Here is a 21,734-nt window from a genome sequence, read left to right as displayed (position 1 = left end):
TATCCTTACTTACCCATAGCTCTTACTTCAACGCTTACTTCTGGCGCTAAATCAAGCTTAGTTAAAGAATCAACTGTATCTGGAGTCGCTGCTACTATATCTAGCATACGCGCGTGAATTCTTATCTCAAACTGCTCACGAGAATCTTTGTTAATGTGTGGAGATTTTAAAACTGTATAGCGTTTGATTTTAGTAGGCATTGGTATCGGACCTCTGATATCCGCACCTGTTCTTTTAACAGCTTCTACGATTGCTGCAACTGTTCTGTCTAGTACTCGATGGTCATAAGCTTTTAGCTTAAGCCTAATTCTTTCCATAATATTTCCTTTAAAAAGAACTCGTTAGTTAAAAACTAACCAATTTATAAAAATTGAAATGAGAGTATATAAAATCTTGTTTTCAAAGTCAAGGAATTTGATGAAATTTTTCTATTATTTTCCTTTTAAAAAGGATAATAATAGAATTTTTAGAATTTAAAAATTATCATTATTTTTTAAATTTTTGTATATAATGATCAATATCTTATTTCATTAAATTTCAAAAAATCTCTTAATTTTTCATATTCGCCATTTTCTAAATAACGGTGTTTTCCCGCCTTTAACATACCAAGATCTAAAGCCCCAAAAGCAACACGCTTAAGATCCATAACCTCAAGATCAAAATGTCCAAAAAAGCGTCTAAGCTCTCTATTTTTACCTTCATTTATAACCACTCTAAGCTTAGTATAGCCTCCACTTGATCCAAAAATTTCAAAGTCTATAAAAGGAGCAAAACTCATAGAGGTAATTTTAGTTTTTGCATGCGCGCCTTTTTTTTCATTTTTAATCTCAAGTCCATTTTGCATGGCTTCGATGACTTGTTTGCTCACCGTGCCTTTAACTTTAAGGTAGTATTCTCTTTCTAAATCGCTATGCATTAAAGCATCGGCAATCACAGGAGAATCTGTAAGCAAAAGTAAGCCTTCACTTGCATAATCCAGCCTGCCTACGCTAAGCCAAGTACTAAATTGTCTTGGCAAGGTATCATATATAGTTTTTCTTCCACGATCGTCTTTTTTACTGACAATTTCACCTTTTTGTTTATGGTAGATTATCACGCTAAATTGCGTTCTTTTTTGCACTCTTTTACCTTTAACAAAAACTTTATCATCAAATTTAACTTCATCGCTTAAAAGGGCAATTTTGTTGTTTATTTTTACTAAGCCTTGTTTGATAAGTTCATCGGCTTCACGGCGTGAATAGCGGGTGTTATGGGATATAAATTTATTAATTCTCATTTGATCTTCCTTAAAAAGGGCGTTTTTGCCCTTTTTTACATTACAAAAATAGTTGGAACTATGGTTGGGTATTTTTTAATCTTTCTAAAGATGTGTTTTCTTAAAACTTGGCGGATTTGATTTTCTAAAAATCTTGGATCATTGAGTACTTCATCTTTAACATTGATGAAAAATTGTCCTAAAACTTCAGCCATATCTTTGCTAAAAGCATGGTCGTGTTTGTCAGCTACTAGCCCATAGCTAAATACTCTTGGTTTGTTGATCAGTGTTTTTGTAGCTTTGTCAATTTGTGCGATAATAACTACTATACCACTATCTGCAAGTTTTTGGCGATCTATAACTACATCATCGGCGATTTGTTTGTTGATTTGATTATCTACAAAAACTTTACCTGTTTTTACGGTTTTTATGCGTTTGACATATTTTTGGCAAAGTTCTACTTGATCGCCATCACTCATAAGATAAATATTTCTTTCAGGGATACCGCACTTCATTGCTGTTTCTTTGTGTTTGGTGATATGGTTGTATTCCCCATGAACCGGTAAGAAAAATTTAGGTTTAGTAAGAGTTAGCATAAGCTTTTGCTCTTCTATACTAGCGTGTCCGCTTACATGAATTTCACTAAATTCTTGATACGCTACTTTAGCTCCTGCTTTTAAAAGATAGTCAAGCACTGCAGAAACGCTTGCTTCATTTCCTGGTATAGCTTTAGCTGAAATGATTACTTGATCTGTAGGCTTAATCTTTATAAATTTATGCTCATCTGTTGCCATTCTATAAAGCGCACTCATAGTTTCACCTTGACTTCCTGTAGTTACGATAAGCACTTCATTGTCTTTATATTTGCTTACTTCATCAGCATCGATGAAAATTTTTCTATCAAGTTTGATATAGCCTAATTCCATAGTAGTATAAAGATTTCTTTCCATAGAACGACCGATCACACAAACTTTTCTACCGTATTTTAAACCATAAGTGATAGCTTGATAAACGCGGTGGATATTAGAACTAAAAGTGCTCATGATCACCCTGCCTTTGGTACGTGCAAAGATTTGATCAAAAGTTGGCCCTACGGAGCTTTCACTTTTTGTATAACCTTCTTTGTACGAATTTGTACTATCGCTTAAAAGACATAAAACCCCTTCTTCTCCATAATGTGCCAAACGTCCTAAGTCTGTTGGATAGCCATCGATTGGAGTTTGATCAATTTTAAAATCACCTGTGTGGATAATCGTTCCTGCTTTTGTTTTGATCGCAAGTGCTGAAGCATCAATGATAGAATGCGTGATGTGGATCCACTCTATATCAAATTCACCTATTTCATAAACTTTACGTTTTTCTACAGGACGAAACCATTTGCGTTCTGCTTTTAAGCCATGTTCTTCAAATTTGTTTGAAATCATTCCTAAAGCCAAAGGTGTAGCGTAGATAGGAAATTGAAATTCTTTAAAGAAATAAGGCACCGCACCGATATGATCTTCGTGTGCATGAGTGATCACTATACCGCGAATTTTATCTTTAATTTTTCTTACATAGTCAAAATCAGGGATGATAATATCTACCCCATGCATAGTCCCATCTGGAAAACTCATACCTATATCTACTATAATTGCGTCTTTATTAGTTTCAAAAACACTGATATTTCCACCAATTTCCCCTAAGCCTCCTAAAGGAGTGATGCGGATTTTATGTTCGCTAGAATTATTATATTTTAAGGGGTGTAAGCGGTTTTCATGTGAAACACGGTTAGCTTCTATACATTCTGCAAGAGCGATTTGCCAATCTTCATTGCCTGTGAGTTTTGAAGGAAGATTACGATTTTTCTTCTTTTTTTTCTCAGTTTTATTTTCTGAGTTTTCAGAATTTTCCTTGTTAGAATTTTGATCGATTTTTGGAGTATCGTTTTCATTTTGCAAAGAATCAGCTAATTTTTTTCTACGATTTTTATATTTATAGCGTTTATTGTTTTTTGAATTTGAGTTCGGATTTTGTTCATTTTTATTTATCTCTTTGTTTTCGTCCATATTCATCCTTTAATTTGTCATAAATTTTAAGGTATGAATTAACGCAAATTTCATGTGGTCTGATGTTTTCTTTTAAGCCAAGAGCACTTAAAACTTCTAAAACTTTTACTTTATATGTTTTTAAATTTCCTAAGAGTTGTTTTCTAGGAGCTTTAAAACAGTCTTTTAGAAAATTTTTGAAATTTTCTATTTCGCAAAGTTCATCAAAATCCTTAGTTTTAATCAAACTCATCACCGCTGACATAACTTTTGGCGGCGGATTAAAACATTGTGGATCAACATCAAAAAGCATTTTTCTTTCGCAAATCATTGCACTTAAAACGCCCAAGGAAGAAAACTCACTATTTCCTTCTTTAGCGCAGAATTTTTCAGCCATTTCTTTTTGCACCATTACAATAAGCCCTAGACAATTTTTATCTTCTAAAGCTTTTAATATAATGTGACTTGCAACATAATAAGGCAAATTTGCAACCAAAAAATATGGTTTTTCATCAAGACTAGGATTAAAAGCTTCGCTTGCGTCTTGATGGATCAAGTTAAATTTTCCACATTCAAGTTCTTTTTGAAATTTCTTTTTTAAAATAGGTATGAGATCATTATCGATTTCATAAGCTTTTACTTGAGAAATTTTTAAAAGTTCTTGCGTTAAATCACCTAAGCCAGGCCCAATCTCAATGATATTGTTCATCTCTTTGGGTATGGCTTGGATGATTTTTGCTAATACGCTTTTATCGATTAAAAAATTTTGTCCGTATTGTTTTTTTGCTTTAACCATAAGAAATAATTTTATCTAAAAATTCTTAATTAAGTCTTTTTAGGTAGAATTATTTTTTGTAAAATTTCATAAGGATCAAAATGATTGTTTGTGCGGGTGGAAATGAAAATTTTTCTTTTGCAAAAGCTATAGGCATAGGTTTGGTTGAATCAGCTTTTCATTTGAGTCAACTTTGCTTCAAAGAAAAACCATCAAAACTTATATTTATAGGAACTTGTGGGCTTTATGATAAGGGGGAAATTTTAGAAATTTATAGAAGTTCACATGCTTTTAATGTAGAATTTTCTAAAATTTCACATGCTTTTTATACTCCTGCAAAATATGAAATTTGCTTAGAAAAAGAAAATGTTTCTCGTGAAACAATCAAAATCAATTCTTCAAATTATATTTGTCAAAATTCAAAAGCAGCAAAAGAATTTTCAAAATTAGGTTTTTTTGCAGAAAATATGGAAGCCTTTTCTGTTTTGAGCGTAGCTAAAAATTTAAATATTGATGCAGAGTGTATTTTGTGTGCAACAAATTTTTGCAATGAAAACGCTCACGAAGATTTTATAAAAAATCATCAAAAGGCAAAAGAAAAATTAGAAGAATACTTAAAAAAATATCATTATATTTAAAAATTCAAAAAGGAAAATAATTTTGAAAGAGCTTGTTAATATTTTAGATTTTTTACCTGAAGAATTAGGAGAAAAAATCAAACCGATGTTTCGTGTGAAACAAATTTATCAATGGATTTATCAAAAATACGCCAATAATTTTTCCGATATGTCAAGTTTACCAAAAGATCTACGTTTAGAACTTGCACAAAATTTTCATTTCTCTCCTGTAAAATGCGTTAAAAATGAGCAAAGTAAAGATGGAAGTATAAAATATCTTTTTGAACTCGTTGATGGTTTAAGGGTAGAAAGTGTGCTTTTGCCTATGAAAGAAGAAAAAATAGACGCGGAAGGCAAAAGAATTTCTCATGCGAGATATACTATCTGTGTTTCTTCTCAAGTGGGTTGTAAAAGTGGCTGTAGTTTTTGTCTTACTGCCAAGGGTGGTTTGAAAAGAAATTTAAGTGCAGGGGAGATAGTCGGACAAATTTTATGGATCAAAAAACAAAACAATATCCCTTACGAACGCCGTGTAAATATAGTATATATGGGTATGGGTGAGCCTTTGGATAATCTTAAAAATGTTTCTAAAGCGGTAAAAATTTTATCACAAAATGATGGACTTGCCATAAGCCCACGCCGTCAAACCATCAGTACTAGCGGTTTAGCAAAACAAATCAAAGAATTAGGTCAAATGAATTTAGGTGCTTTACTTGCTATATCATTGCATGCAGTTAATGATGAGCTTCGAACTGAGCTTATGCCTATCAATAAAGCTTATAATATCGCTGCGATTATGGATGCGGTGCGTGAATTTCCTATAGATCAAAGAAAAAGGGTAATGTTTGAATATCTTTTAATTGATGGTATCAATGATAAGCTTGAACACGCTAAAGAATTAGTCAAGCTTTTAAATGGCATTAAAGCTAAAGTGAATTTAATACTCTTTAATCCACATGAAGGAAGCTTATATAAACGCCCTAGTTTAGAAAACGCGATTAAATTTCAAGATTTACTCAGCAATAAAGGTGTAACTTGTACTATAAGAGAAAGTAAAGGGCTTGATATCTCAGCTGCTTGTGGACAGCTTAAAGAAAGGGCAAAAGAACAATGACAATGCTAGATATTTTTGAAATCGTTTTTATAACAGCTGTTGTGATTATAGGTTTTGGTGGAATTGTTTTTGTAGTAACAAAAGAAAAAAAATAATTATTACATTTAATGGTGTCAAGGGGGAGACTTGAACTCCCGACCTCCGGCTTATGAGACCAGCGCTCTAACCAGCTGAGCTACCCTGACTAAAAATAAAAATATAATTATACTACTTTTTACTAAAAATTTTCTGATTTTTTAAAAAAAATAATTTTATTTTCAATATTTAAAAAATTTCTTTATTTTTAAAGCTTTTATAGATATAATGAACGCTTTATTTCATAGACAGGTGTCCGAGCGGTTGAAGGAGCACGCCTGGAACGCGTGTAAAGTGCAAGCTTTCGAGGGTTCGAATCCCTTCCTGTCTGCCATTCTTATTTTTAATATTTAAAAATTATTGTTTTGTCAAAAGTTATTTTATTGTTTACAAATTCTTAAATTTTTGATAAAATATTAAAAATTTTATTTATTAGGTTTTTTATAATGCTACAATCAAGACTTTTGATAAATTTAAAAGGAATGGGAATATCTTTTATACCAAGATATTTTTTTCAAATAAATTTAGATAAAAATACAATATTAAAGACTTAGAAGAAATACAAACTCGAGTTAAATATTATAATCAAATAGATGAATTTTTTACACCTACAGCAAAGGAAAAAATAGGAAAATTTCCTTTTAAAAGCACCTCTTATGCTTTTGATGCTTATGAAATCAGTAAATACTTTAAAGATGAATTTTTATGGAATAAAGAATTTGGCGATGTAAGACATACTTTTAAAGAAGCAACTATTTGCAAATCGAGATCTTTGGAAAATAATATAAATAATATTTTATTAAAACTTGATAAAAATAGGCACTTTTGCTTTTTAAAAGATAACATAAACTATGAAAATAAAAAGGATATAGCGATATTTAGAGGAGCAGTATATCAAAAACATCGAAAAGAATTTTTGATTCTTATTTTGGTAGAACTTTTTGCGATATAGGAGATACTTCAAAACAACCTAGCCAATGGAAAAAAACTTTTTAAACAAAAAAGAACAAATGAAATATAAATTTATAATTTCTTTAGAGGGTAACGATGTAGCAAGCAACTTAAAATGGGCTATGAATTCTAATTCTTTAGTTTTAGCTCCAAAAATAACTTGCGAAACTTGGTTTATGGAAGGAACTTTAAAACCAAATTATCACTTTGCTTTGATTGATAATGAGAATTTGTCAGCAGTAATTGAATATTTTAAAAGTCGCCCAAAAGATGCATTGGAAATTATTAATAATGCTCATCAATATATTAAGAAATTTTTAGATAAGAAAAAAGAATTCCATATAGGAATTTTGGTTTTGACCAAATATTTTTATTATTCTAGACAACTTGAACTTAACAAAAAAAGAGATATTTTAGAATTAATCAAATAGTAAAATTACTCTCATTAATTCTCTAATTTTTCATAAAAAATAAATCTTTTTATACATTTATCACAGCTTATCATTTTTGGCAAAAATATATGGGTATTGTTAAATTTGGGAAAAATGGTTTTGTGCTTACATCGAATATAGATGAAGATGCGGAACAAGGTGGAGAAATAACTTATTATGAAAAATATTATTATAATTTTGAAATCGTAGGCAATATCCATGAAAACAAGGAGTTATTAGAAGTTAAGGAGTGAAAATTTTATAATATAATACTATATAATATTGATTATCTTTGGAATAAAAGGAGAAAAAATGAATAACAAAAGAAAAGTTAGGGAATTTCTGTCTTATATGGAGAAATATCTGTTTTTTGTATTGGGATGGTTAAATTAATAGAAAAATTGATAAAATAAAAAAATATTCTATCATTATAAAAAATAGGAAAAGAAAATGAATTTAAAAGATGTTCTAAAGGAAATTGATATTCTAAAAGATTTTTTGAAAGAACACAAACTAGCTTTTGAAACTAAAAAATCACTAGAAGAAGATTTTAAATTAAGATATACAAATGATTCTAATGCAATCGAAGGAAATACACTTACCTTATTTGAAACAAAAGCAGTGCTTGAAGGTATGACTATTGCAGGAAAAAGTGTAAAAGAACACTTAGAAACCATAAACCATTCACATGCTATTGATTTTATGTTAGAACTTGCAAATGCTAATACAATTTTAAATGAATTTGATATTAAATCTTTACATCAAATTATTTTACAAACAATTGATATAAAGAATGCTGGAGTATATAGAAAGGCTAATGTAGTGATTAGCGGTGCAAAACATATTCCACCTGATTATTTGAGTATTGATTTTGAAATGAAAAACTTTTTAAATTGGTATGAGAATGAAGCACAAAATTTACACCCTATTATTAGAGCTTCAAGAATACATATTGACTTTGTTAGAATACACCCATTTATTGATGGTAATGGAAGAATGTCAAGGCTTTTAATGAATTATGAGCTTGTTAAAAATAATTATCCACCTATCAATATTAAGTATTCTTCAAAAGAAGAATACTTTCAAGCTTTGGAAGAAGCTTGTTATTATAAAAACTTTGAAAAATTTGACACAATAGTAATAAAAGAAGTTAAAAATGAACTAGAAAAAAGAAAACATTTCGCTCTAAAAAATGAAAAAAATGAATATCAAGAAAATTTAAAAGATAAAATAAGAAGGAACTAAAATGAAAAAAGAAAAAAGTTTGCATTTAATTATTTTTGGATTATCTTTAATTTTTATAGGTTGTGGAGAACCTAAACTTAAAGAATATACTTATAATTCAGAGCAAGGAAGTAAAGAAGGATATGAATTTGCACTTAAAAAAATTGATGAAGAGTATAAAACAAGTGGAAAGTATTCTTTAATTGATTTAAGCGAAATAAAAAATATTAAAACACTTAAAGAAAGAGATTATAATTTTCTTTTAAATTCACAAAAAGAATCTAAAAAAGAAATTGAAAATGGAAGATATGAATATGCTGATATAATGATTATAAATTATAATGATCATTATAGTATACTTAGCGTTGAGTGTAATTTGCGAAGGAAATTTTGTGATATTTCTGATAATTAAAATGTTTTTATGGGTTGAGTTGTGTTAATGCCTAACTCTTCAGCTTTTTTATCTAGTGTTTCTTTGAGTTTAGCATTTTTCGAAAAAACTTTTAATCACTTTCGATTAAAAGTTTCCATATCTTTCATAATAAGATGATAAATATATGTATTTAAAGGAAAACCTAAGCTGTCAGCTCTCTCTTGAAGGTATTCTTTCGTCTTATCGCTAATTCTTAATTGTATAAGATTGCTCCCCTTACTTTCTTTCTCTTCTACCATTTTCTTTTTATTCTTTTCTATATCTTTTTTTGTTGCGTTTGGATTTGTAATTTTAACATAGTTACTCTTTCCATATTTACAAATTCTTTTTTTTGTAAGTTCTAATTCTTTTAATTTTTTCTCAAATTTTATGTTTTCCATAAAAAATCAACTTTCTCATATTCTTTAAAATTTTCTTCAAAATATTTTTGTCCTTATTCTTTTGTTTCAAGGCTATATCCTGAAAAATCTATTTTTCTATCTTTGTCTTTTTCAAAGCTGATTATTGTGTAACATTGCTTGTTTTTTGTTACAAAGAAAAAATTATTATGAAGCACAAAAAAATCATATTTTCTTTTATTAAGATTGTATTTTTCTACCATTTCTTTTAAAAAATTTAAAAATACTTCTTCTGTAAGCTCCTTTTGTTCTTCTTTGTATTTTTTCATTAAGTAATCTGCTTCATCTAAAAAATTATAATAATCTATTTTTGTCATTTTCTTCTCCTTTGAAATTTATATTCTTTATTGGAATTTTCTTCTTTTATATTATTTTTGTTAAAATTAATAATGTGATTTACTACTTTTTCAATATCTTTTAAGCATAAATCTTCATCTAACTGAGTATTTATCCTACTTTTATTCCAAGAATGATTTTGATCAAAAAATATGATTTTAGTAATATTCTCGTCTTTTTCAAATAAATCAGTGTCAAATTTTTCTAAATAAATAGGGGCTATACAAACTTCATTTTTCAACTTATTAAAATCTAATTCTTGTTCGTGTTTTAAGCCAATATAGCCACAAAGCCATTGTCCTTTGTCATTTTGCATTAATAAATCCTTATCTTTTAATTCTTTTAGATTAGGATATTCAACTTTCAAAATAGCGTATGGAATGTCATTGATTTGTCCTTCTTTTCTTTCAAGTTCTATATATTTTTTTTCATTTTATTCCTTTGTATATATTTGGTTTAGTTGAGATTTCTTTAAACAATATTTGCTCTCTTGTTTAAAGTGTTTTCCATACCTTGAGAAATCATTTCACTTTGTTTTCCATCAATACCTACTAATGATAAAGCCCATGAAGACCCTTTAATAATTAAATTCCACATAATTACCGCTGAAGCAATTTTTGCAAATATGGTTAATAAGCCTGTGATTGCACCTATAATAAAGTTAGTGTGAAAATTATATACGCTAGTTTTAATTCCTGTAAATTGTTCTACAGAAACAAATAAGAAAAATTCGTCTACTAAAACATTTATAAATAATGATAAATATATAAAGAGAATAATTAATACGGGTTTTAAAAATATAGCCATGCCATTAATTAAGAATTCAATAATTTTATCCATTCTTTTAGTTGCTAAGGAGAAAGCTACAACGAATGGTGAAATATAAAAATATTTTATCAAAGAAACTAAATAAGATACAAATATTATAATAGAAGCTGTAGTGCAAACCAATAATGGTATTTTTTGAAAAGTCCATTCTATTAACATTATAGCTATAGCATATCCTGTAATTGTTGAGGCAACTGTTCCTGTTATGTATCCAACGATAGCTCCACCTACTGTTCCTATGATTGGCACAGTAGAAGCCGCTGCTGCTTGAATTACAGCCATGAATTTTCCAGTATTTTCCATTACAAAATCTTTTATAGTTGAAGCTCCTGGTAACATCATCCATACTAATTTACCTGCTATCCATCCTAAAGAGCTATCTGTAATATCATCTTTACTAATTTCAATATCTCCTTTATTTATATTTTCTTTAGTGTTTTGAATATTTTTTTAGTTGCTTTAATCATCCTTTCTTTTTGTTCATCTTCATCACCTTGCTCTTCTTTAAACATAGTTACTTCTGCTAAAATTGCACTACTTGGCGTAAATAAAGAATTTATCCATCCAAGTTGCATTTCTCTTACTGCAAAATAAGCATCAAGATTTTTCATTTCATTGATTTTTTGAGTGTTATCTCTTAATTTATCAATTTTTTCCATTTGAGAATTTATTTTAGTTATTTCATTTCTTGCTTTTAAAATATCAGCTTCTAAAGCTATACAAGCTTCCAAGGAAATATCGCCATTTTTTCCTGCCATATCATTACTATCTTCAGCTAAAAATCGTTTTATTTTTTCTTTATCTTCATCTGTTAAAGAAGTGATATAGCTTTCTCTAATAGCAGATAGTTGGTTTTTATATCTTAAAGAACAAGTTTTTTTATAAATTTCATCTCCTTAACTTATAAGAAACTCATTTTCTTTCTTTTTTTCTAATAAGGCTTTAATACCTTGAATATTTACTCCACCTATACTTTTATAAATTTTATCCATATAGGTTTTTCCACCAATTGCACTAGCCATATCTGCAATATCTGTTGATTTTAATGCAAAATATCTAATGACGTTTTGCATAATTGTTGAGTGAGCTAAACCATTTCCTTCGGGTATAGGCATAAAAAATGTTCCTATCATAATCATTGGAATATAAAATTTATGTAAAAATTTTTGCTTTCCTTCATTTTCGCCCCTATTTTCTAAGTAAGCTTGAATTTTTTCTGCACTAATTGAAGTAAGAAAAAATCCACCAACTAAAACAAGAATTAGAATTTGTAAATGTTGATAAATTTTTTCATTGGCTAAAAATAGATTTGAAAAATACGCCATATTATTTTTATTAAAACCATCTACAGCTGAAGTTTCTTGCAAACTTATACTTGAAGCAGAAAATCCTTTATTTTGATTTAAAACAGAATTTGGAGCTATCAAAAAATCCATAAAACTTTGATTTTTTTGTATAGTTTTAATGCTAAAATTATCTATACCATCTTTTAAGGTTAATTCTCCTAAATTATAAGTTTTTTCTCTATCAATAATATTTGGATTTAAAGTTGCTAAAGCAACTAAATATTTTGCAAAATTAATTTTAGTATCGCTTGGCGTCCATTTAATTATACTTTCTAAATTAATTTTTCTATCTATATTTTCATAATTTTTTAATTCAGTATCAAGTCCTGTATACACTTGTTTAGCACAAGATAAATTAGTTTTTGAAGCATTAAATTTTAAATCTAAATCAAAATTTTCATTTTTATAAACTCTACAAAAAGTTGTCCCATTTTTAAAATCAAATCCTATGATTTGAGTTCCATATCCGCTATTAACCTTTCTACACTCCCAACTACATCCATTTTTAGAATCTATGTCATCATCACTATTAGGAAATATTTTTTGCATTTCTTCTTTAGTAGTTTCAGAAACAACTCCTTGCCCATTATTTGTTCCTTCTGCAAATAAGAAATTAAACAGCAATAAAAATAAAATTATTTTTTTCATTTGTATTTAACCTTTTGCTTATAATTGTTTTGAAAATTATTTTTAGCATTTAAATTAGGTTCGCCATTTAATTCAGGACACATAAATTTACAACCATTTTTCCATTCAGAACAACCATACCAAAATTTGTTTTTTTCATTTTTACTTTCTCTTTTTATTAAGCTTCCTTGATTACATTGAGGACATTTAAAAGATGTATTTAAATTAGTGCTTTTATTTTCTAATTCAGGTTTTCCATTAACAGATTTCGCCTTAAAATCACAACCATTAGAATATTCAGAACAAGAAAAGAATTTTCCAAATTTTCCATTTATTTCTCTTAAAAAACCTTTTTGACATTTAGGACAAGTTATTTTTTCTTTTTCTTCATTAGAAACAATTTTTTTGTTTAAACTCTTTTCATTATCAATTATTTTTAAAATAAAATCATTAATTGAATTTAAAAAATCGCTTCTTTTTAGTTTTCCTTCTTGTATCTCTTTTTGAGATTCAAACCATAAAGCTGTCATGTCTGGATTTGTCAATATAGGATCTAAATTTTGGATTAAATTAATTCCAAGTTCTGTAGCATTAACAACTTGCTTTTTATCCTTTGAAACTACAATATAGCCTCTGTTTATTAAAGTTTCTATGTGATTACTTCTTGTTGCTGGAGTTCCTATTCCGCCATTTTCGCCTTTTTTATCTTTATCTTTTTCTATTAAAAGTTTTTTAATTTTTTCATCTTTAACATACTTAGAAACTTGATTTAAATCTTTTAATAAAGTAGTATATTACATCATAAATTAAAAATTTGATTTTAGTTTTCAGCCAAAAACAAGTAATATTGCGATAAAATCTCAGACTTACAAAGGGGCATTAGCTCAGCTGGGAGAGCACAACGCTGGCAGCGTTGGGGTCAGCGGTTCGAACCCGCTATGCTCCACCATATGGTTCCGTAGCTCAGCTGGTAGAGCACTACCTTGACATGGTAGTGGCCGTTGGTTCAAGTCCAATCGGAGCCACCATCACCCTTCCTTATACAAAGGATTATCATGCAAAACACTATCATACAAAAAGCCATCCATAAAGATTTAAATTCTATACTTGAAATCACAAAAGATGCTTTAAATGCTATGAAAGCTATGAATTTTTACCAATGGGATGAGAATTATCCCAATGAAATAGTTTTTCAAGAAGATATACAAGCACAAGAACTTTATGTGTTTAAAGAAAATGATGAAATTTTAGGCTTTATCTGTATCAATGAAAAATTTGAACCTGAATTTTATAAACAAGTTATTTTTAACAAAAATTATGATGATAAAGCCTTTTATCTACACCGTTTAGCCGTCAAACAAAAGGCAAAGGGCAAAGGCGTAGCACAAAAACTTTTAAATTTTTGCGAAAATTTTGCCTTGGAAAATCACAAGGCAAGTTTAAGAGCAGATACTCATAGTAAAAATTTTCCTATGAATTCGCTTTTTAAAAAGCTCGATTTTAATTTTTGTGGAAATTTTGACATACCTAATTACCAAGATCCTTTTTTAGCTTATGAAAAAATTCTAAACCAAAAAGCTTTTTGAGTTTTTCTCATAGGCTTTGATTTGTGCTTCATGTTTTAAAGTCAAAGCTATATTATCAAGTCCTTCCAAAAGACAAATTCTGTGAAAATCATCTAAATCAAAAGAAAAAATCTTATCTTTAAAAAATACTCTTTTTTCCAACAAAGAAATTTCTATATTTTTATCTTGGGATTTTTTTAACTCATCAACTATTTCCAAAATCTCATCTTTAGTAAGTTCTATGGTAAGCAAACCATTTCCTAAGGCATTGTTTTTAAAAATATCTGCAAAAGAAGGTGCGATAATAGCTCTAATACCATAATCAACCAAAGCCCAAGGCGCATGCTCTCTTGAAGAACCACTACAAAAATTTTCAAAACTCACCAAACATAAACATCATCTAAATTATAAATATTTTCATCGTAGTCTAAATTTTCAAGGCAAGTTTTTATCGCCATAACCACTTCTTCTAAATCGCATTTTCTACATCACGCAAAGTGGTATCAAAGATTATGATTTTATTATCTTTCATGATTTAATCCTTTAAAACCAAATAGACTAAATGAATAAAATTTCAAAAACTTAACAACAATGATAAAAAATTAAAAATGTAAAAAATGATTAAAAATAAAATTGAGTTTTAAAGTGAGAGTTGCAGTAGCAGATTAAAAGTATTGTCTTTACTTTTTTGTTGGACTGAATTTGAAATTTACAAATTTGCTTCATCTTTTCCTCCTTTGTTAAAACTAATCCTTGATGTATCATATTTTTAGTAAATGTATTTGTAAAATTCTTAAATTAAGAAAATTATTGATATAATTGTAATTTTAAGTAACAAAAAGGATGTTGATGTTAAAAGAACTCTTAGAGATTAAAAAAGAAATGGAACCTGTTATTCACGAAGCCAATGTAAAATTAAATATGCTAGCCCGTGAAGTCATAGTCCGAAAAAAAGAATACGAAATTTATGGCCCTATGGTAGATCGTGTTTATCTTGATAATGCCATTTATGTTAAAGTTATGTCAAGTGGACGCGATGTAAAAACAGACAATGTAGCTATAAAAAACGGTTTTTACATGGTTTTTGTCGCCCCTGAAAAGGAAAGTACAAAAGATATCAAAAACAAACTCAAAGTAGCTTATGAGGGACTTGATAACAAATTCATCGCTACACTTATACGATCTTGCCAACGCTTTAAAGAAATCATAAATAAAACCCAAGCTACACTCGCTAAAGCTTCTAAAATGAATGTAGTAGTAAAAACGAATTTAGGTGAAGCAAGTGCTGCACTAAAATTTAACATCAATATAGAATACACTAGAGACACTCAAAAACTCACTCGCGAAAATTCAAAATCAGCAGGAAGCTTTAGAGATACTAAAACTTATATAAATCTTATAGTAGAAAAAAACACAGATTCTCAAATTTGTGAAAAATTACTTGATGATGTTGAAAAATACTTTATCGGTGGAGGTTGATAAAATGCAACTTAAAGTTGCATTTTATCAAAATTTATAAGCATATCCTAAATAAATACTATAGTTTGTTTGTTTAGGATCATAAAAATTTGATCCGATGCTATTTTCATAAAAATTTCTAGAATTATATCTTATTTGTTCAGCTTTAACACCTAGTTCTATTTCATTGTGTTCAGTTAGCTCATATATAGCACCTGCTTTAACTCCATAAACAAAACCATCAAATTTTTTAGATAAAGATAAACGCGAAGTTTTTAAATCAATATCTGTTCTTGCATAACCAGAATACACACCTAAAACTCCTCTTGTTTTTTCAAAAAGTTCTGGAGTAAAATCATAACCTAATAAAAATTTATTTATAGAAAAATCAGCTTCTATATTAAACTTAGGAGTTGTAATAAAATCATCAAAGCCATCAGAATTAGCATAAAGAAAATAAATTCTATGAAGTTGATTTAAACGATATCCTATTTTCAAATCTAAAACCGGAATATTTTCTATCATATCTCCATTGATCACTAAACTTTTATTCCCATTATGCTTAAGATCGCTTTTTACTTTAGTATGTAAAAAAGCTGCATCAGCACCTATAAAAAAACCGGAATTCTCATCTGCTAAAGCCAAATTTGAAAACAAAGTAGCACTTGCGACAATGCTTAATAATTTTTTATTCATAACCTAACTCCTTATAATAAAATTCGATCTAAAAATTTTAGATCTTTTTATATTATATATTCTTCAAAGATTAAATAAGAATTTTTTATAAAATATTTAATCTTTACATAAAAATATGTGAATATTTTACTCAAATATTATTTTGGAACAACTATATCACTACGACATTCTATCACCGTATGCACATTTCCACGCGGGTTAAAATCCCCCACAACTTTAATCCATTTTGGTTTTAATTTATCTTTTAAAGTATTATAAATTTCATTGATACTTGTTTCATGTGAAACATTTCTATACATAAAAGTATTGATATAAAGCTTTATCGCCTTAAGCTCAACCACAAATTTATCAGGCATATACTCAAGATAAATCGTCGCAAAGTCAGGATAACCCGAACGCGGACAACAACACATAAATTCAGGCAAAGTGATTTTAATGATATAGTCATTTTTTGCATCATTTGGCCAAATTTCCATATTTTCTACATCAAATTCTTTGATTTCTTTTTCACCATAACGCATAGATTTTCCTTAAATTTAAATTCAAGCAAAAATTATAACAAAATAAGTTTTTAAAACGATTATGATACAGATAAGAAAATGCAATTTTATTGCAACTCACCCCTAGCAAGAGTGAGTTAGCAATAAATTGAAGGCAGTTCAAGCCTAAGCCTAGTATTACAAGACTACCAAGATAGGCTTGTAAAGCAAGGCTTGCTCCCTTTAAGGGAGCAAAAAACAATATTCTATAGAATGCTAAAAGCTTAAATTATTGTTTAAGCTGGATCAAGGTTTGAAGCATTTGATCACTCGTTGAAATGGTTTTTGAGTTTGCTTGATAACCCCTTTGGATAATGATAAGCTCTGTTAAAGAACGACTTAAATCCACATTTGACATTTCAAGAGCTGAGGTTTTCATCTCACCACGACCACCTGTTCCTGCTTCACCTACTACGATATTACCACTATTTGCAGTAACTTTGAAAAGATTTCCGCCGATTTCCTCAAGACCTGAGTTATTAGCCACTGAAGCCATAGCGATTTTTGCCACTGCAAAGGTTTTACCATTGGTAAATTCGCCTAAGATATTTCCTTTATCATCAACGCGGATAGCATCAGGTTTTAAGTTACCTGAAGTATAACCATCAGTTGCTTGTCCTGTTAGAGTTGAAGCAGAGTTTGAGCTTACAAGGCCGTCATTGCTTCCGCTTGTTCCAAAGGAAAGTTTGATTTGTTGATTTGGCGCAGCACCATTATTTGGTGAGAAATTGATCGTTTTTGGTGTATAGTTTGCCAAAGATCCATCATTATTAAATCTTGCTGTTCCTACGATGATATTATTTGGACCTTCTCCTGTGGTATTGATTTCCGCAGGTTCTGGCACACGGATGATCATTTGCCATTCATTACCCCCATCTTGAGTGGTGCTTTGTTTTACAAATTGCACTTCTAAAGTGTGTTTTGAACCTAAAGAATCATAAATTTCAAGCCCTGCTGAAAAAGCTGAAAGTTTAAATTGCTCACTTTCTTTGATCGATCCACCTACAACCAAAGGACCATCAAAAGCTTTAAACATAGCTGTAAAAGCATCATTGGTGCTAACTGTGCCTTCTTTATTAGAATAAGCCGTAATATTAAAACTCATTGTTTTTGGATTTGTTATAGTATTATTTGTAACATTATTAATTGCATTTCCTGGAACAGTTGATGTTTCATTAGCATTAGAGATAGCAAAATGTCCGCTTGAATTTACAACTACTTTTACACTTTGATTAATATCTGCTACTGCAAAATCTCCACTCCCATCATAATCCACCCCATATCTAGCATCTCTTTGCAAAAGTTCTCTTAAATCCTCTGTAGTTCTAAAAGTCCTTGCATTTGTATTTAAAAGTCCGCCATTTACCGCATCATAGTAAGCTCCTGAAGCAGGATCAGTTGGTCTAGTTGCAGCATTTTTATCATCATCAATGAAAGAAGGACCACCATCTGGATTATACATAGGACCTATATTCACAGGATTTGAACTATAGATATACTTATGTGCTGTAATAACTTCAACTCTATCTTTACCCGTTAATGTTATAGCTGTATTACCATTTGGAGTACCGGCTATTTTTGTAGCTGTCCATAAAGAAGTATTATTTTTTGTTATTGCAGGATCATTTTGATTAAAAGTAAATTTTTGTTCTTGTGCACTCCATTTAGCATTCCAAAGTTCTCCCGCTGTATTAGTAGAAGCGACTACAAGATTTATATTTTTCATATTGTCTGTAGTGCCATCAGAATTTGTATTGACAAATTCTATACCACTGCCATCAGAATTTTTAACCGCTTTTACCCCAGTTCCATCTCTAGTATCAGTTGGGGCAGTAAAAGTATTGATATAAGCTATAGCTTCATCTATACTTTGAATTTCATTATTTGTAATTCTTACACCATTTAAAGTAATGTCTAAAGTTACTTTTTGATCTGCATTTCCCCAAAAAGCTGCTGTTTGATTTTGTCGTAAATTTGAATCAAAAGCACTTACACCTACTTTATTGGTTGAATATTTTGCATCTGCGTATGAAACCCAAATTCCTTGCCCATCTCTTAGATTAAGTCCTGTTCCACTAGCATTAAAAAGTGCTCCCGCATCCACACCTTTTTCTGTTACTTCAACTGAATTTTTAGAAGTAGTATAAAACTGAGTAGTTCCTGTGTCATTTTCATCTTCGGCTCTATTAGTTTTCGTATTCCAACCATGAACAGAGTCAAGCCCGTATAAATTTGTACTAGAAGTGCCAATATTTAAACCGCTATTTAAATTTGCTTTTATAGCCACTTCGGTTGATTTTGCTGCAGGGATATGCATACCTGGATCGATGAAAATGTTTTGTGGAGTTCTTGAGCTATCTATGGTTTGATCATCCCAGTTGATATTCCATCCTTGCACAACAAAACCGGCATTATTTACGAAATTCCCATAAGCATCAAGTTTAAAATCCCCGCTTCTTGTAAGATAGTTTGTAAGACCACCATCATCACTCACCATGAAAAAACCATCACCATTGATAGCAACGTCAGTGTTTTTATCTGTGGTTTGAACTGAACCTTGAGAGTGAATTCTTGTAGTAGAACTTACTGAAACGCCAAGACCGATTTGAAGTGGATTTTGTCCACCTCTTCCATCAGTTGGAGCAGTAGCGATTTTTACTGTTTGGCTAAACATAGTTCCAAAATCTGCACGAGAGTATTTAAAACCAGTAGTATTAACATTTGAAATGTTATTACCTTCAACATCCATCGCAACTTGATGTGCTTGTAGTCCGCTTACGCCAGACCAAAGTGATCTCATCATCTTAAATCCTTTATAAAATATTGCTTTAAAAATTTAACGCTTTGGCTTTAAAAAACTTTTGCGTTTATGTGAAGTTTTACAAGCAAGTTCTGTTCCAACTTTTGAAATTTTTTATGAATTTTTTAAAAATTTATAGAAAAAATTTAAAGGTATTTTAGGAGTTTATGGAGCTTTGGACTTTTGTGTAATGAAAATTACCAAAATCACACCCTAACTCTTAAATTTGCCGCATGGGTTAAAGCCACTGCTATAGCATCTGTGATATCTAAAGGCTTGATATCTTTACTAAGTCCTAAAAGTCTTTTTACCATAAAAGCAACTTGTTCTTTGGTTGCTTTGGCTTTTCCTGTGACGGCTTTTTTCACTTGTAAGGGAGTGTATTCTGCAAAGTCTCCATGAATTTGAAGAATTTTTAAAGATAGGGCTCCGCGAAATTGTGCGAGTTTTAAAACGGTTTTTGGATTGTAAGCAAAAAAGATATCTTCTATAGCCACCTCATCAAAAGAATAGTTTTTAAAAATCAAATCCAAACCCTCGCAAAGCTCTGTGATTTGATATTGTAAAGTACTTGGCTTTATCTTTATAAGCCCTGCTTCTATGAGAATGTTTTTTCCTTTGCTGGCTTCTATGATAGCATAACCACAATTTCTCGAACCTGGATCTATACCTAAAATTTTCAAATTCATACCTTTTGAAAATAAAATACAAAAGCGGATTTTAACCTTTTTTTATGAAATTTAAGATAAAATTTATACATTATGCAAAATTTAAAGAGAGATTATGAATCCAAGCCAAATACTTGAAAATTTAAAAAAAGAATTAAGCGAAAACGAATACGAAAACTATCTATCAAATTTAAAATTCAACGAAAAGCAAAGCAAAGCAGATCTTTTGGTTTTTAATGCTCCAAATGAACTCATGGCTAAATTCATACAAACAAAATACGGCAAAAAAATCGCACATTTTTATGAAGTGCAAAGCGGAAATAAAGCCATCATAAACATACAAGCACAAAGTGCTAAGCAAAGCAACAAAAGCACAAAAATCGACATAGCTCATATAAAGGCACAAAGCACGATTTTAAATCCTTCTTTTACTTTTGAAAGTTTTGTTGTGGGGGATTCTAACAAATACGCTTATGGAGCATGTAAAGCTATAATACATAAAGACAAGCTTGGAAAACTTTATAATCCTATCTTTGTTTATGGGCCTACAGGACTTGGAAAAACACATTTGCTTCAAGCGGTTGGAAATGCAAGCTTAGAAATGGGAAAAAAAGTCATTTATGCTACAAGTGAAAATTTTATCAATGATTTTACTTCAAATTTAAAAAATGGCTCTTTAGATAAATTTCATGAAAAGTATAGAAACTGCGATGTTTTGCTTATAGATGATGTGCAGTTTTTAGGAAAAACCGATAAAATTCAAGAAGAATTTTTCTTTATATTTAATGAAATCAAAAACAACGATGGACAAATCATCATGACTTCAGACAATCCACCCAACATGCTAAAAGGTATAACCGAACGCTTAAAAAGTCGTTTTGCACATGGGATCATAGCTGATATAACTCCACCTCAACTAGATACAAAAATAGCCATCATAAGAAAAAAATGTGAATTTAATGATATCAATCTTTCTAATGATATCATAAACTATATCGCCACTTCTTTAGGGGATAATATAAGAGAAATCGAAGGCATCATCATAAGTTTAAATGCTTATGCAACCATACTAGGACAAGAAATCACACTCGAACTTGCCAAAAGTGTGATGAAAGATCATATCAAAGAAAAGAAAGAAAATATCACCATAGATGATATTTTATCTTTAATATGTAAAGAATTTAACATCAAACCAAGCGATGTGAAATCCAATAAAAAAACTCAAAATATAGTCACAGCAAGACGCATTGTGATTTACCTAGCTAGGACACTTACAGCTTTGACTATGCCACAACTTGCGAATTATTTTGAAATGAAAGATCATACAGCTATTTCACATAATGTTAAAAAAATCACAGAAATGATAGAAAATGATGCTTCTTTAAAAGCAAAAATCGAAGAACTTAAAAACAAAATTCTTGTTAAAAGTCAAAGTTAAGTGAAAGGATGTGAAAAATAAATTCTAGAGTGTGAAAAAAAGAAATTAAGCAAAGTATGATAAAATACAAATTTGATTATTTTGCTTTGAAGAATTTCACAATTTCAACAAGCTTATTATTACAACGAATTTAAAA

The 21,734-nt window shown here is 29.7% G+C and carries 25 protein-coding genes, 4 tRNA genes and 2 pseudogenes; 13 read left to right on the top strand and 18 right to left on the bottom strand.

The genetic code is table 11. The features are described 5' to 3' along the window. Positions 1-5: 5 nt before the first annotated feature. The 4 genes from rpsJ to rsmA all read right to left on the bottom strand — a co-directional run bounded on the left by rpsJ (position 6) and on the right by rsmA (position 4,075). On the bottom strand, positions 6-317 hold the full coding sequence (rpsJ, locus tag AJ930_RS03535; RefSeq protein WP_002779353.1) for a 30S ribosomal protein S10: 312 nt from the start codon (positions 315-317) through the stop codon (positions 6-8). 197 nt (positions 318-514) lie between these two features. Beyond that, positions 515-1,276: a pseudouridine synthase gene (locus AJ930_RS03530; protein ID WP_002853086.1), complete on the bottom strand. Its 762-nt coding sequence runs from the start codon at positions 1,274-1,276 to the stop codon at positions 515-517. 35 nt (positions 1,277-1,311) lie between these two features. Then, positions 1,312-3,306: a ribonuclease J gene (locus tag AJ930_RS03525; protein WP_079264877.1), complete on the bottom strand. Its 1,995-nt coding sequence runs from the start codon at positions 3,304-3,306 to the stop codon at positions 1,312-1,314. Further along, entirely contained in the window at positions 3,275-4,075 is an 801-nt protein-coding gene (gene rsmA, locus AJ930_RS03520) for a 16S rRNA (adenine(1518)-N(6)/adenine(1519)-N(6))-dimethyltransferase RsmA (RefSeq protein ID WP_070233459.1), read from the bottom strand. Before rsmA ends, AJ930_RS03525 begins: the two co-directional genes overlap by 32 nt. An 80-nt stretch (positions 4,076-4,155) precedes the next feature. Between rsmA and AJ930_RS03515 the strand changes: the two genes are divergently transcribed. Genes AJ930_RS03515 through AJ930_RS03505 form a run of 3 tightly spaced genes read left to right on the top strand, consistent with a single transcriptional unit; the run spans position 4,156 to position 5,880 of the window. Continuing rightward, positions 4,156-4,692 carry a phosphorylase family protein gene (locus AJ930_RS03515; RefSeq protein ID WP_002859707.1) on the top strand — a complete coding sequence of 179 codons (537 nt, stop codon included), beginning with the start codon at positions 4,156-4,158 and terminating at the stop codon, positions 4,690-4,692. 22 nt (positions 4,693-4,714) lie between these two features. After that, on the top strand, positions 4,715-5,785 hold the full coding sequence (gene rlmN / locus AJ930_RS03510) for a 23S rRNA (adenine(2503)-C(2))-methyltransferase RlmN (RefSeq protein WP_070274843.1): 1,071 nt from the start codon (positions 4,715-4,717) through the stop codon (positions 5,783-5,785). Then, positions 5,782-5,880, top strand: coding sequence for a hypothetical protein (locus tag AJ930_RS03505; protein ID WP_002869298.1), 99 nt, complete (start codon positions 5,782-5,784; stop codon positions 5,878-5,880). Before rlmN ends, AJ930_RS03505 begins: the two co-directional genes overlap by 4 nt. Before the next feature lie 13 nt (positions 5,881-5,893). Here the strand turns inward: AJ930_RS03505 and AJ930_RS03500 are convergent. Further along, a tRNA-Met gene (locus AJ930_RS03500) sits at positions 5,894-5,970 on the bottom strand. A gap of 136 nt (positions 5,971-6,106) precedes the next feature. Here AJ930_RS03500 and AJ930_RS03495 point away from each other — a divergent pair. The 5 genes from AJ930_RS03495 (at position 6,107) to AJ930_RS03480 (ending at position 8,878) form a co-directional block, all read left to right on the top strand. Continuing rightward, a tRNA-Ser gene (locus AJ930_RS03495) sits at positions 6,107-6,194 on the top strand. Positions 6,195-6,837: 643 nt separating this feature from the next. After that, positions 6,838-7,242, top strand: coding sequence for a glycosyl transferase family 90 (locus AJ930_RS10490; protein WP_224385748.1), 405 nt, complete (start codon positions 6,838-6,840; stop codon positions 7,240-7,242). Between the two features lie 89 nt (positions 7,243-7,331). Beyond that, a complete protein-coding gene (locus AJ930_RS09980) occupies positions 7,332-7,496 on the top strand; it encodes a YopX family protein (protein WP_079860130.1) in 165 nt (54 codons plus the stop codon). A gap of 196 nt (positions 7,497-7,692) precedes the next feature. Beyond that, a complete protein-coding gene (locus AJ930_RS03485; RefSeq protein WP_004305857.1) occupies positions 7,693-8,487 on the top strand; it encodes a Fic family protein in 795 nt (264 codons plus the stop codon). A 1-nt stretch (position 8,488) separates the two neighbouring features. Further along, positions 8,489-8,878, top strand: a complete 390-nt coding sequence (locus AJ930_RS03480; protein WP_053872655.1) for a hypothetical protein — start codon at positions 8,489-8,491, stop codon at positions 8,876-8,878. Positions 8,879-8,973: 95 nt separating this feature from the next. Here the strand turns inward: AJ930_RS03480 and AJ930_RS03475 are convergent, their stop codons facing one another. The 8 genes and pseudogenes from AJ930_RS03475 to AJ930_RS10810 all read right to left on the bottom strand — a co-directional run. Beyond that, positions 8,974-9,279 (bottom strand): hypothetical protein, encoded by a 306-nt coding sequence (locus AJ930_RS03475; protein ID WP_070209947.1) that lies wholly within the window; start codon positions 9,277-9,279, stop codon positions 8,974-8,976. Between the two features lie 53 nt (positions 9,280-9,332). Next, positions 9,333-9,614, bottom strand: coding sequence for a hypothetical protein (locus AJ930_RS03470; protein WP_070209948.1), 282 nt, complete (start codon positions 9,612-9,614; stop codon positions 9,333-9,335). Next, a complete protein-coding gene (locus AJ930_RS03465; RefSeq protein ID WP_070240252.1) occupies positions 9,611-9,949 on the bottom strand; it encodes a hypothetical protein in 339 nt (112 codons plus the stop codon). Before AJ930_RS03465 ends, AJ930_RS03470 begins: the two co-directional genes overlap by 4 nt. Positions 9,950-10,104: 155 nt before the next feature. Further along, positions 10,105-10,800 carry a hypothetical protein gene (locus tag AJ930_RS03460; protein ID WP_053872652.1) on the bottom strand — a complete coding sequence of 232 codons (696 nt, stop codon included), beginning with the start codon at positions 10,798-10,800 and terminating at the stop codon, positions 10,105-10,107. A gap of 80 nt (positions 10,801-10,880) precedes the next feature. Further along, positions 10,881-11,219: a hypothetical protein gene (locus tag AJ930_RS03455; protein ID WP_070274841.1), complete on the bottom strand. Its 339-nt coding sequence runs from the start codon at positions 11,217-11,219 to the stop codon at positions 10,881-10,883. A 138-nt stretch (positions 11,220-11,357) separates the two neighbouring features. Then, positions 11,358-12,455: a hypothetical protein gene (locus AJ930_RS03450; protein ID WP_070274840.1), complete on the bottom strand. Its 1,098-nt coding sequence runs from the start codon at positions 12,453-12,455 to the stop codon at positions 11,358-11,360. After that, the gene (locus AJ930_RS10815) at positions 12,452-12,808 is read right to left on the bottom strand and encodes a topoisomerase DNA-binding C4 zinc finger domain-containing protein (RefSeq protein WP_425394294.1); all 357 of its coding nucleotides are present in this window, start codon (positions 12,806-12,808) and stop codon (positions 12,452-12,454) included. The genes AJ930_RS03450 and AJ930_RS10815 overlap by 4 nt, the downstream gene beginning before the upstream one ends. A gap of 99 nt (positions 12,809-12,907) precedes the next feature. Next, positions 12,908-13,192 (bottom strand): annotated as a pseudogene (locus tag AJ930_RS10810) (DNA topoisomerase); the annotation flags it as partial. Positions 13,193-13,307: 115 nt separating this feature from the next. Here AJ930_RS10810 and AJ930_RS03440 point away from each other — a divergent pair. The 3 genes from AJ930_RS03440 (at position 13,308) to AJ930_RS03430 (ending at position 14,020) form a co-directional block, all read left to right on the top strand. Then, a tRNA-Ala gene (locus AJ930_RS03440) sits at positions 13,308-13,383 on the top strand. 3 nt (positions 13,384-13,386) lie between these two features. Then, positions 13,387-13,462 (top strand) — tRNA-Val (locus tag AJ930_RS03435). Positions 13,463-13,489: 27 nt separating this feature from the next. After that, positions 13,490-14,020, top strand: a complete 531-nt coding sequence (locus AJ930_RS03430; protein ID WP_044778582.1) for a GNAT family N-acetyltransferase — start codon at positions 13,490-13,492, stop codon at positions 14,018-14,020. Here AJ930_RS03430 and leuD read toward each other — a convergent pair. Further along, positions 14,000-14,386, bottom strand: a pseudogene (gene leuD / locus AJ930_RS03425) (3-isopropylmalate dehydratase small subunit); the annotation flags it as partial. The gene AJ930_RS03430 and the pseudogene leuD overlap by 21 nt on opposite strands. 462 nt (positions 14,387-14,848) lie before the next feature. Here leuD and AJ930_RS03420 point away from each other — a divergent pair. Beyond that, positions 14,849-15,478, top strand: a complete 630-nt coding sequence (locus AJ930_RS03420) for a hypothetical protein (protein ID WP_002860843.1) — start codon at positions 14,849-14,851, stop codon at positions 15,476-15,478. Positions 15,479-15,505: 27 nt separating this feature from the next. On the opposite strand, the gene AJ930_RS03415 is transcribed toward AJ930_RS03420, so the two are convergent. The 4 genes from AJ930_RS03415 to ruvC form a co-directional block, all read right to left on the bottom strand. Further along, positions 15,506-16,153 carry an outer membrane beta-barrel protein gene (locus AJ930_RS03415; RefSeq protein WP_070274839.1) on the bottom strand — a complete coding sequence of 216 codons (648 nt, stop codon included), beginning with the start codon at positions 16,151-16,153 and terminating at the stop codon, positions 15,506-15,508. Positions 16,154-16,290: 137 nt separating this feature from the next. Next, entirely contained in the window at positions 16,291-16,674 is a 384-nt protein-coding gene (queF, locus tag AJ930_RS03410) for a preQ(1) synthase (protein WP_070274838.1), read from the bottom strand. A 247-nt stretch (positions 16,675-16,921) separates the two neighbouring features. After that, positions 16,922-19,495 (bottom strand): flagellar hook protein FlgE, encoded by a 2,574-nt coding sequence (flgE, locus tag AJ930_RS03400; protein ID WP_070274837.1) that lies wholly within the window; start codon positions 19,493-19,495, stop codon positions 16,922-16,924. 203 nt (positions 19,496-19,698) lie between these two features. Then, positions 19,699-20,181 carry a crossover junction endodeoxyribonuclease RuvC gene (gene ruvC / locus AJ930_RS03395; protein WP_079860060.1) on the bottom strand — a complete coding sequence of 161 codons (483 nt, stop codon included), beginning with the start codon at positions 20,179-20,181 and terminating at the stop codon, positions 19,699-19,701. Positions 20,182-20,275: 94 nt separating this feature from the next. On the opposite strand from ruvC, the gene dnaA reads away from it, so the two are divergent. Next, a complete protein-coding gene (gene dnaA, locus AJ930_RS03390) occupies positions 20,276-21,598 on the top strand; it encodes a chromosomal replication initiator protein DnaA (protein ID WP_070210593.1) in 1,323 nt (440 codons plus the stop codon). Positions 21,599-21,734 lie beyond the last annotated feature (136 nt).

Source organism: Campylobacter sp. BCW_6871 (assembly GCF_001762325.1).
GTDB lineage: Bacteria > Campylobacterota > Campylobacteria > Campylobacterales > Campylobacteraceae > Campylobacter_D > Campylobacter_D jejuni.
This window is presented reverse-complemented; position numbering and strand designations above follow the sequence as displayed.

What these genes read in the sequence shown, in the direction of transcription:
- rpsJ (WP_002779353.1), bottom strand. Translation starts at nt 317, where the DNA reads ATGGAAAGAATTAGGCTTAAGCTAAAAGCTTATGACCATCGAGTACTA.
- AJ930_RS03530 (WP_002853086.1), bottom strand. Translation starts at nt 1,276, where the DNA reads ATGAGAATTAATAAATTTATATCCCATAACACCCGCTATTCACGCCGT.
- AJ930_RS03525 (WP_079264877.1), bottom strand. Translation starts at nt 3,306, where the DNA reads ATGAATATGGACGAAAACAAAGAGATAAATAAAAATGAACAAAATCCG.
- rsmA (WP_070233459.1), bottom strand. Translation starts at nt 4,075, where the DNA reads ATGGTTAAAGCAAAAAAACAATACGGACAAAATTTTTTAATCGATAAA.
- AJ930_RS03515 (WP_002859707.1), top strand. Translation starts at nt 4,156, where the DNA reads ATGATTGTTTGTGCGGGTGGAAATGAAAATTTTTCTTTTGCAAAAGCT.
- AJ930_RS03505 (WP_002869298.1), top strand. Translation starts at nt 5,782, where the DNA reads ATGACAATGCTAGATATTTTTGAAATCGTTTTTATAACAGCTGTTGTG.
- AJ930_RS10490 (WP_224385748.1), top strand. Translation starts at nt 6,838, where the DNA reads ATGGAAAAAAACTTTTTAAACAAAAAAGAACAAATGAAATATAAATTT.
- AJ930_RS09980 (WP_079860130.1), top strand. Translation starts at nt 7,332, where the DNA reads ATGGGTATTGTTAAATTTGGGAAAAATGGTTTTGTGCTTACATCGAAT.
- AJ930_RS03485 (WP_004305857.1), top strand. Translation starts at nt 7,693, where the DNA reads ATGAATTTAAAAGATGTTCTAAAGGAAATTGATATTCTAAAAGATTTT.
- AJ930_RS03480 (WP_053872655.1), top strand. Translation starts at nt 8,489, where the DNA reads ATGAAAAAAGAAAAAAGTTTGCATTTAATTATTTTTGGATTATCTTTA.
- AJ930_RS03475 (WP_070209947.1), bottom strand. Translation starts at nt 9,279, where the DNA reads ATGGAAAACATAAAATTTGAGAAAAAATTAAAAGAATTAGAACTTACA.
- AJ930_RS03470 (WP_070209948.1), bottom strand. Translation starts at nt 9,614, where the DNA reads ATGACAAAAATAGATTATTATAATTTTTTAGATGAAGCAGATTACTTA.
- AJ930_RS03465 (WP_070240252.1), bottom strand. Translation starts at nt 9,949, where the DNA reads ATGCAAAATGACAAAGGACAATGGCTTTGTGGCTATATTGGCTTAAAA.
- AJ930_RS03460 (WP_053872652.1), bottom strand. Translation starts at nt 10,800, where the DNA reads ATGTTACCAGGAGCTTCAACTATAAAAGATTTTGTAATGGAAAATACT.
- AJ930_RS03455 (WP_070274841.1), bottom strand. Translation starts at nt 11,219, where the DNA reads ATGGCAGGAAAAAATGGCGATATTTCCTTGGAAGCTTGTATAGCTTTA.
- AJ930_RS03450 (WP_070274840.1), bottom strand. Translation starts at nt 12,455, where the DNA reads ATGAAAAAAATAATTTTATTTTTATTGCTGTTTAATTTCTTATTTGCA.
- AJ930_RS03430 (WP_044778582.1), top strand. Translation starts at nt 13,490, where the DNA reads ATGCAAAACACTATCATACAAAAAGCCATCCATAAAGATTTAAATTCT.
- AJ930_RS03420 (WP_002860843.1), top strand. Translation starts at nt 14,849, where the DNA reads ATGTTAAAAGAACTCTTAGAGATTAAAAAAGAAATGGAACCTGTTATT.
- AJ930_RS03415 (WP_070274839.1), bottom strand. Translation starts at nt 16,153, where the DNA reads ATGAATAAAAAATTATTAAGCATTGTCGCAAGTGCTACTTTGTTTTCA.
- queF (WP_070274838.1), bottom strand. Translation starts at nt 16,674, where the DNA reads ATGCGTTATGGTGAAAAAGAAATCAAAGAATTTGATGTAGAAAATATG.
- flgE (WP_070274837.1), bottom strand. Translation starts at nt 19,495, where the DNA reads ATGATGAGATCACTTTGGTCTGGCGTAAGCGGACTACAAGCACATCAA.
- ruvC (WP_079860060.1), bottom strand. Translation starts at nt 20,181, where the DNA reads ATGAATTTGAAAATTTTAGGTATAGATCCAGGTTCGAGAAATTGTGGT.
- dnaA (WP_070210593.1), top strand. Translation starts at nt 20,276, where the DNA reads ATGAATCCAAGCCAAATACTTGAAAATTTAAAAAAAGAATTAAGCGAA.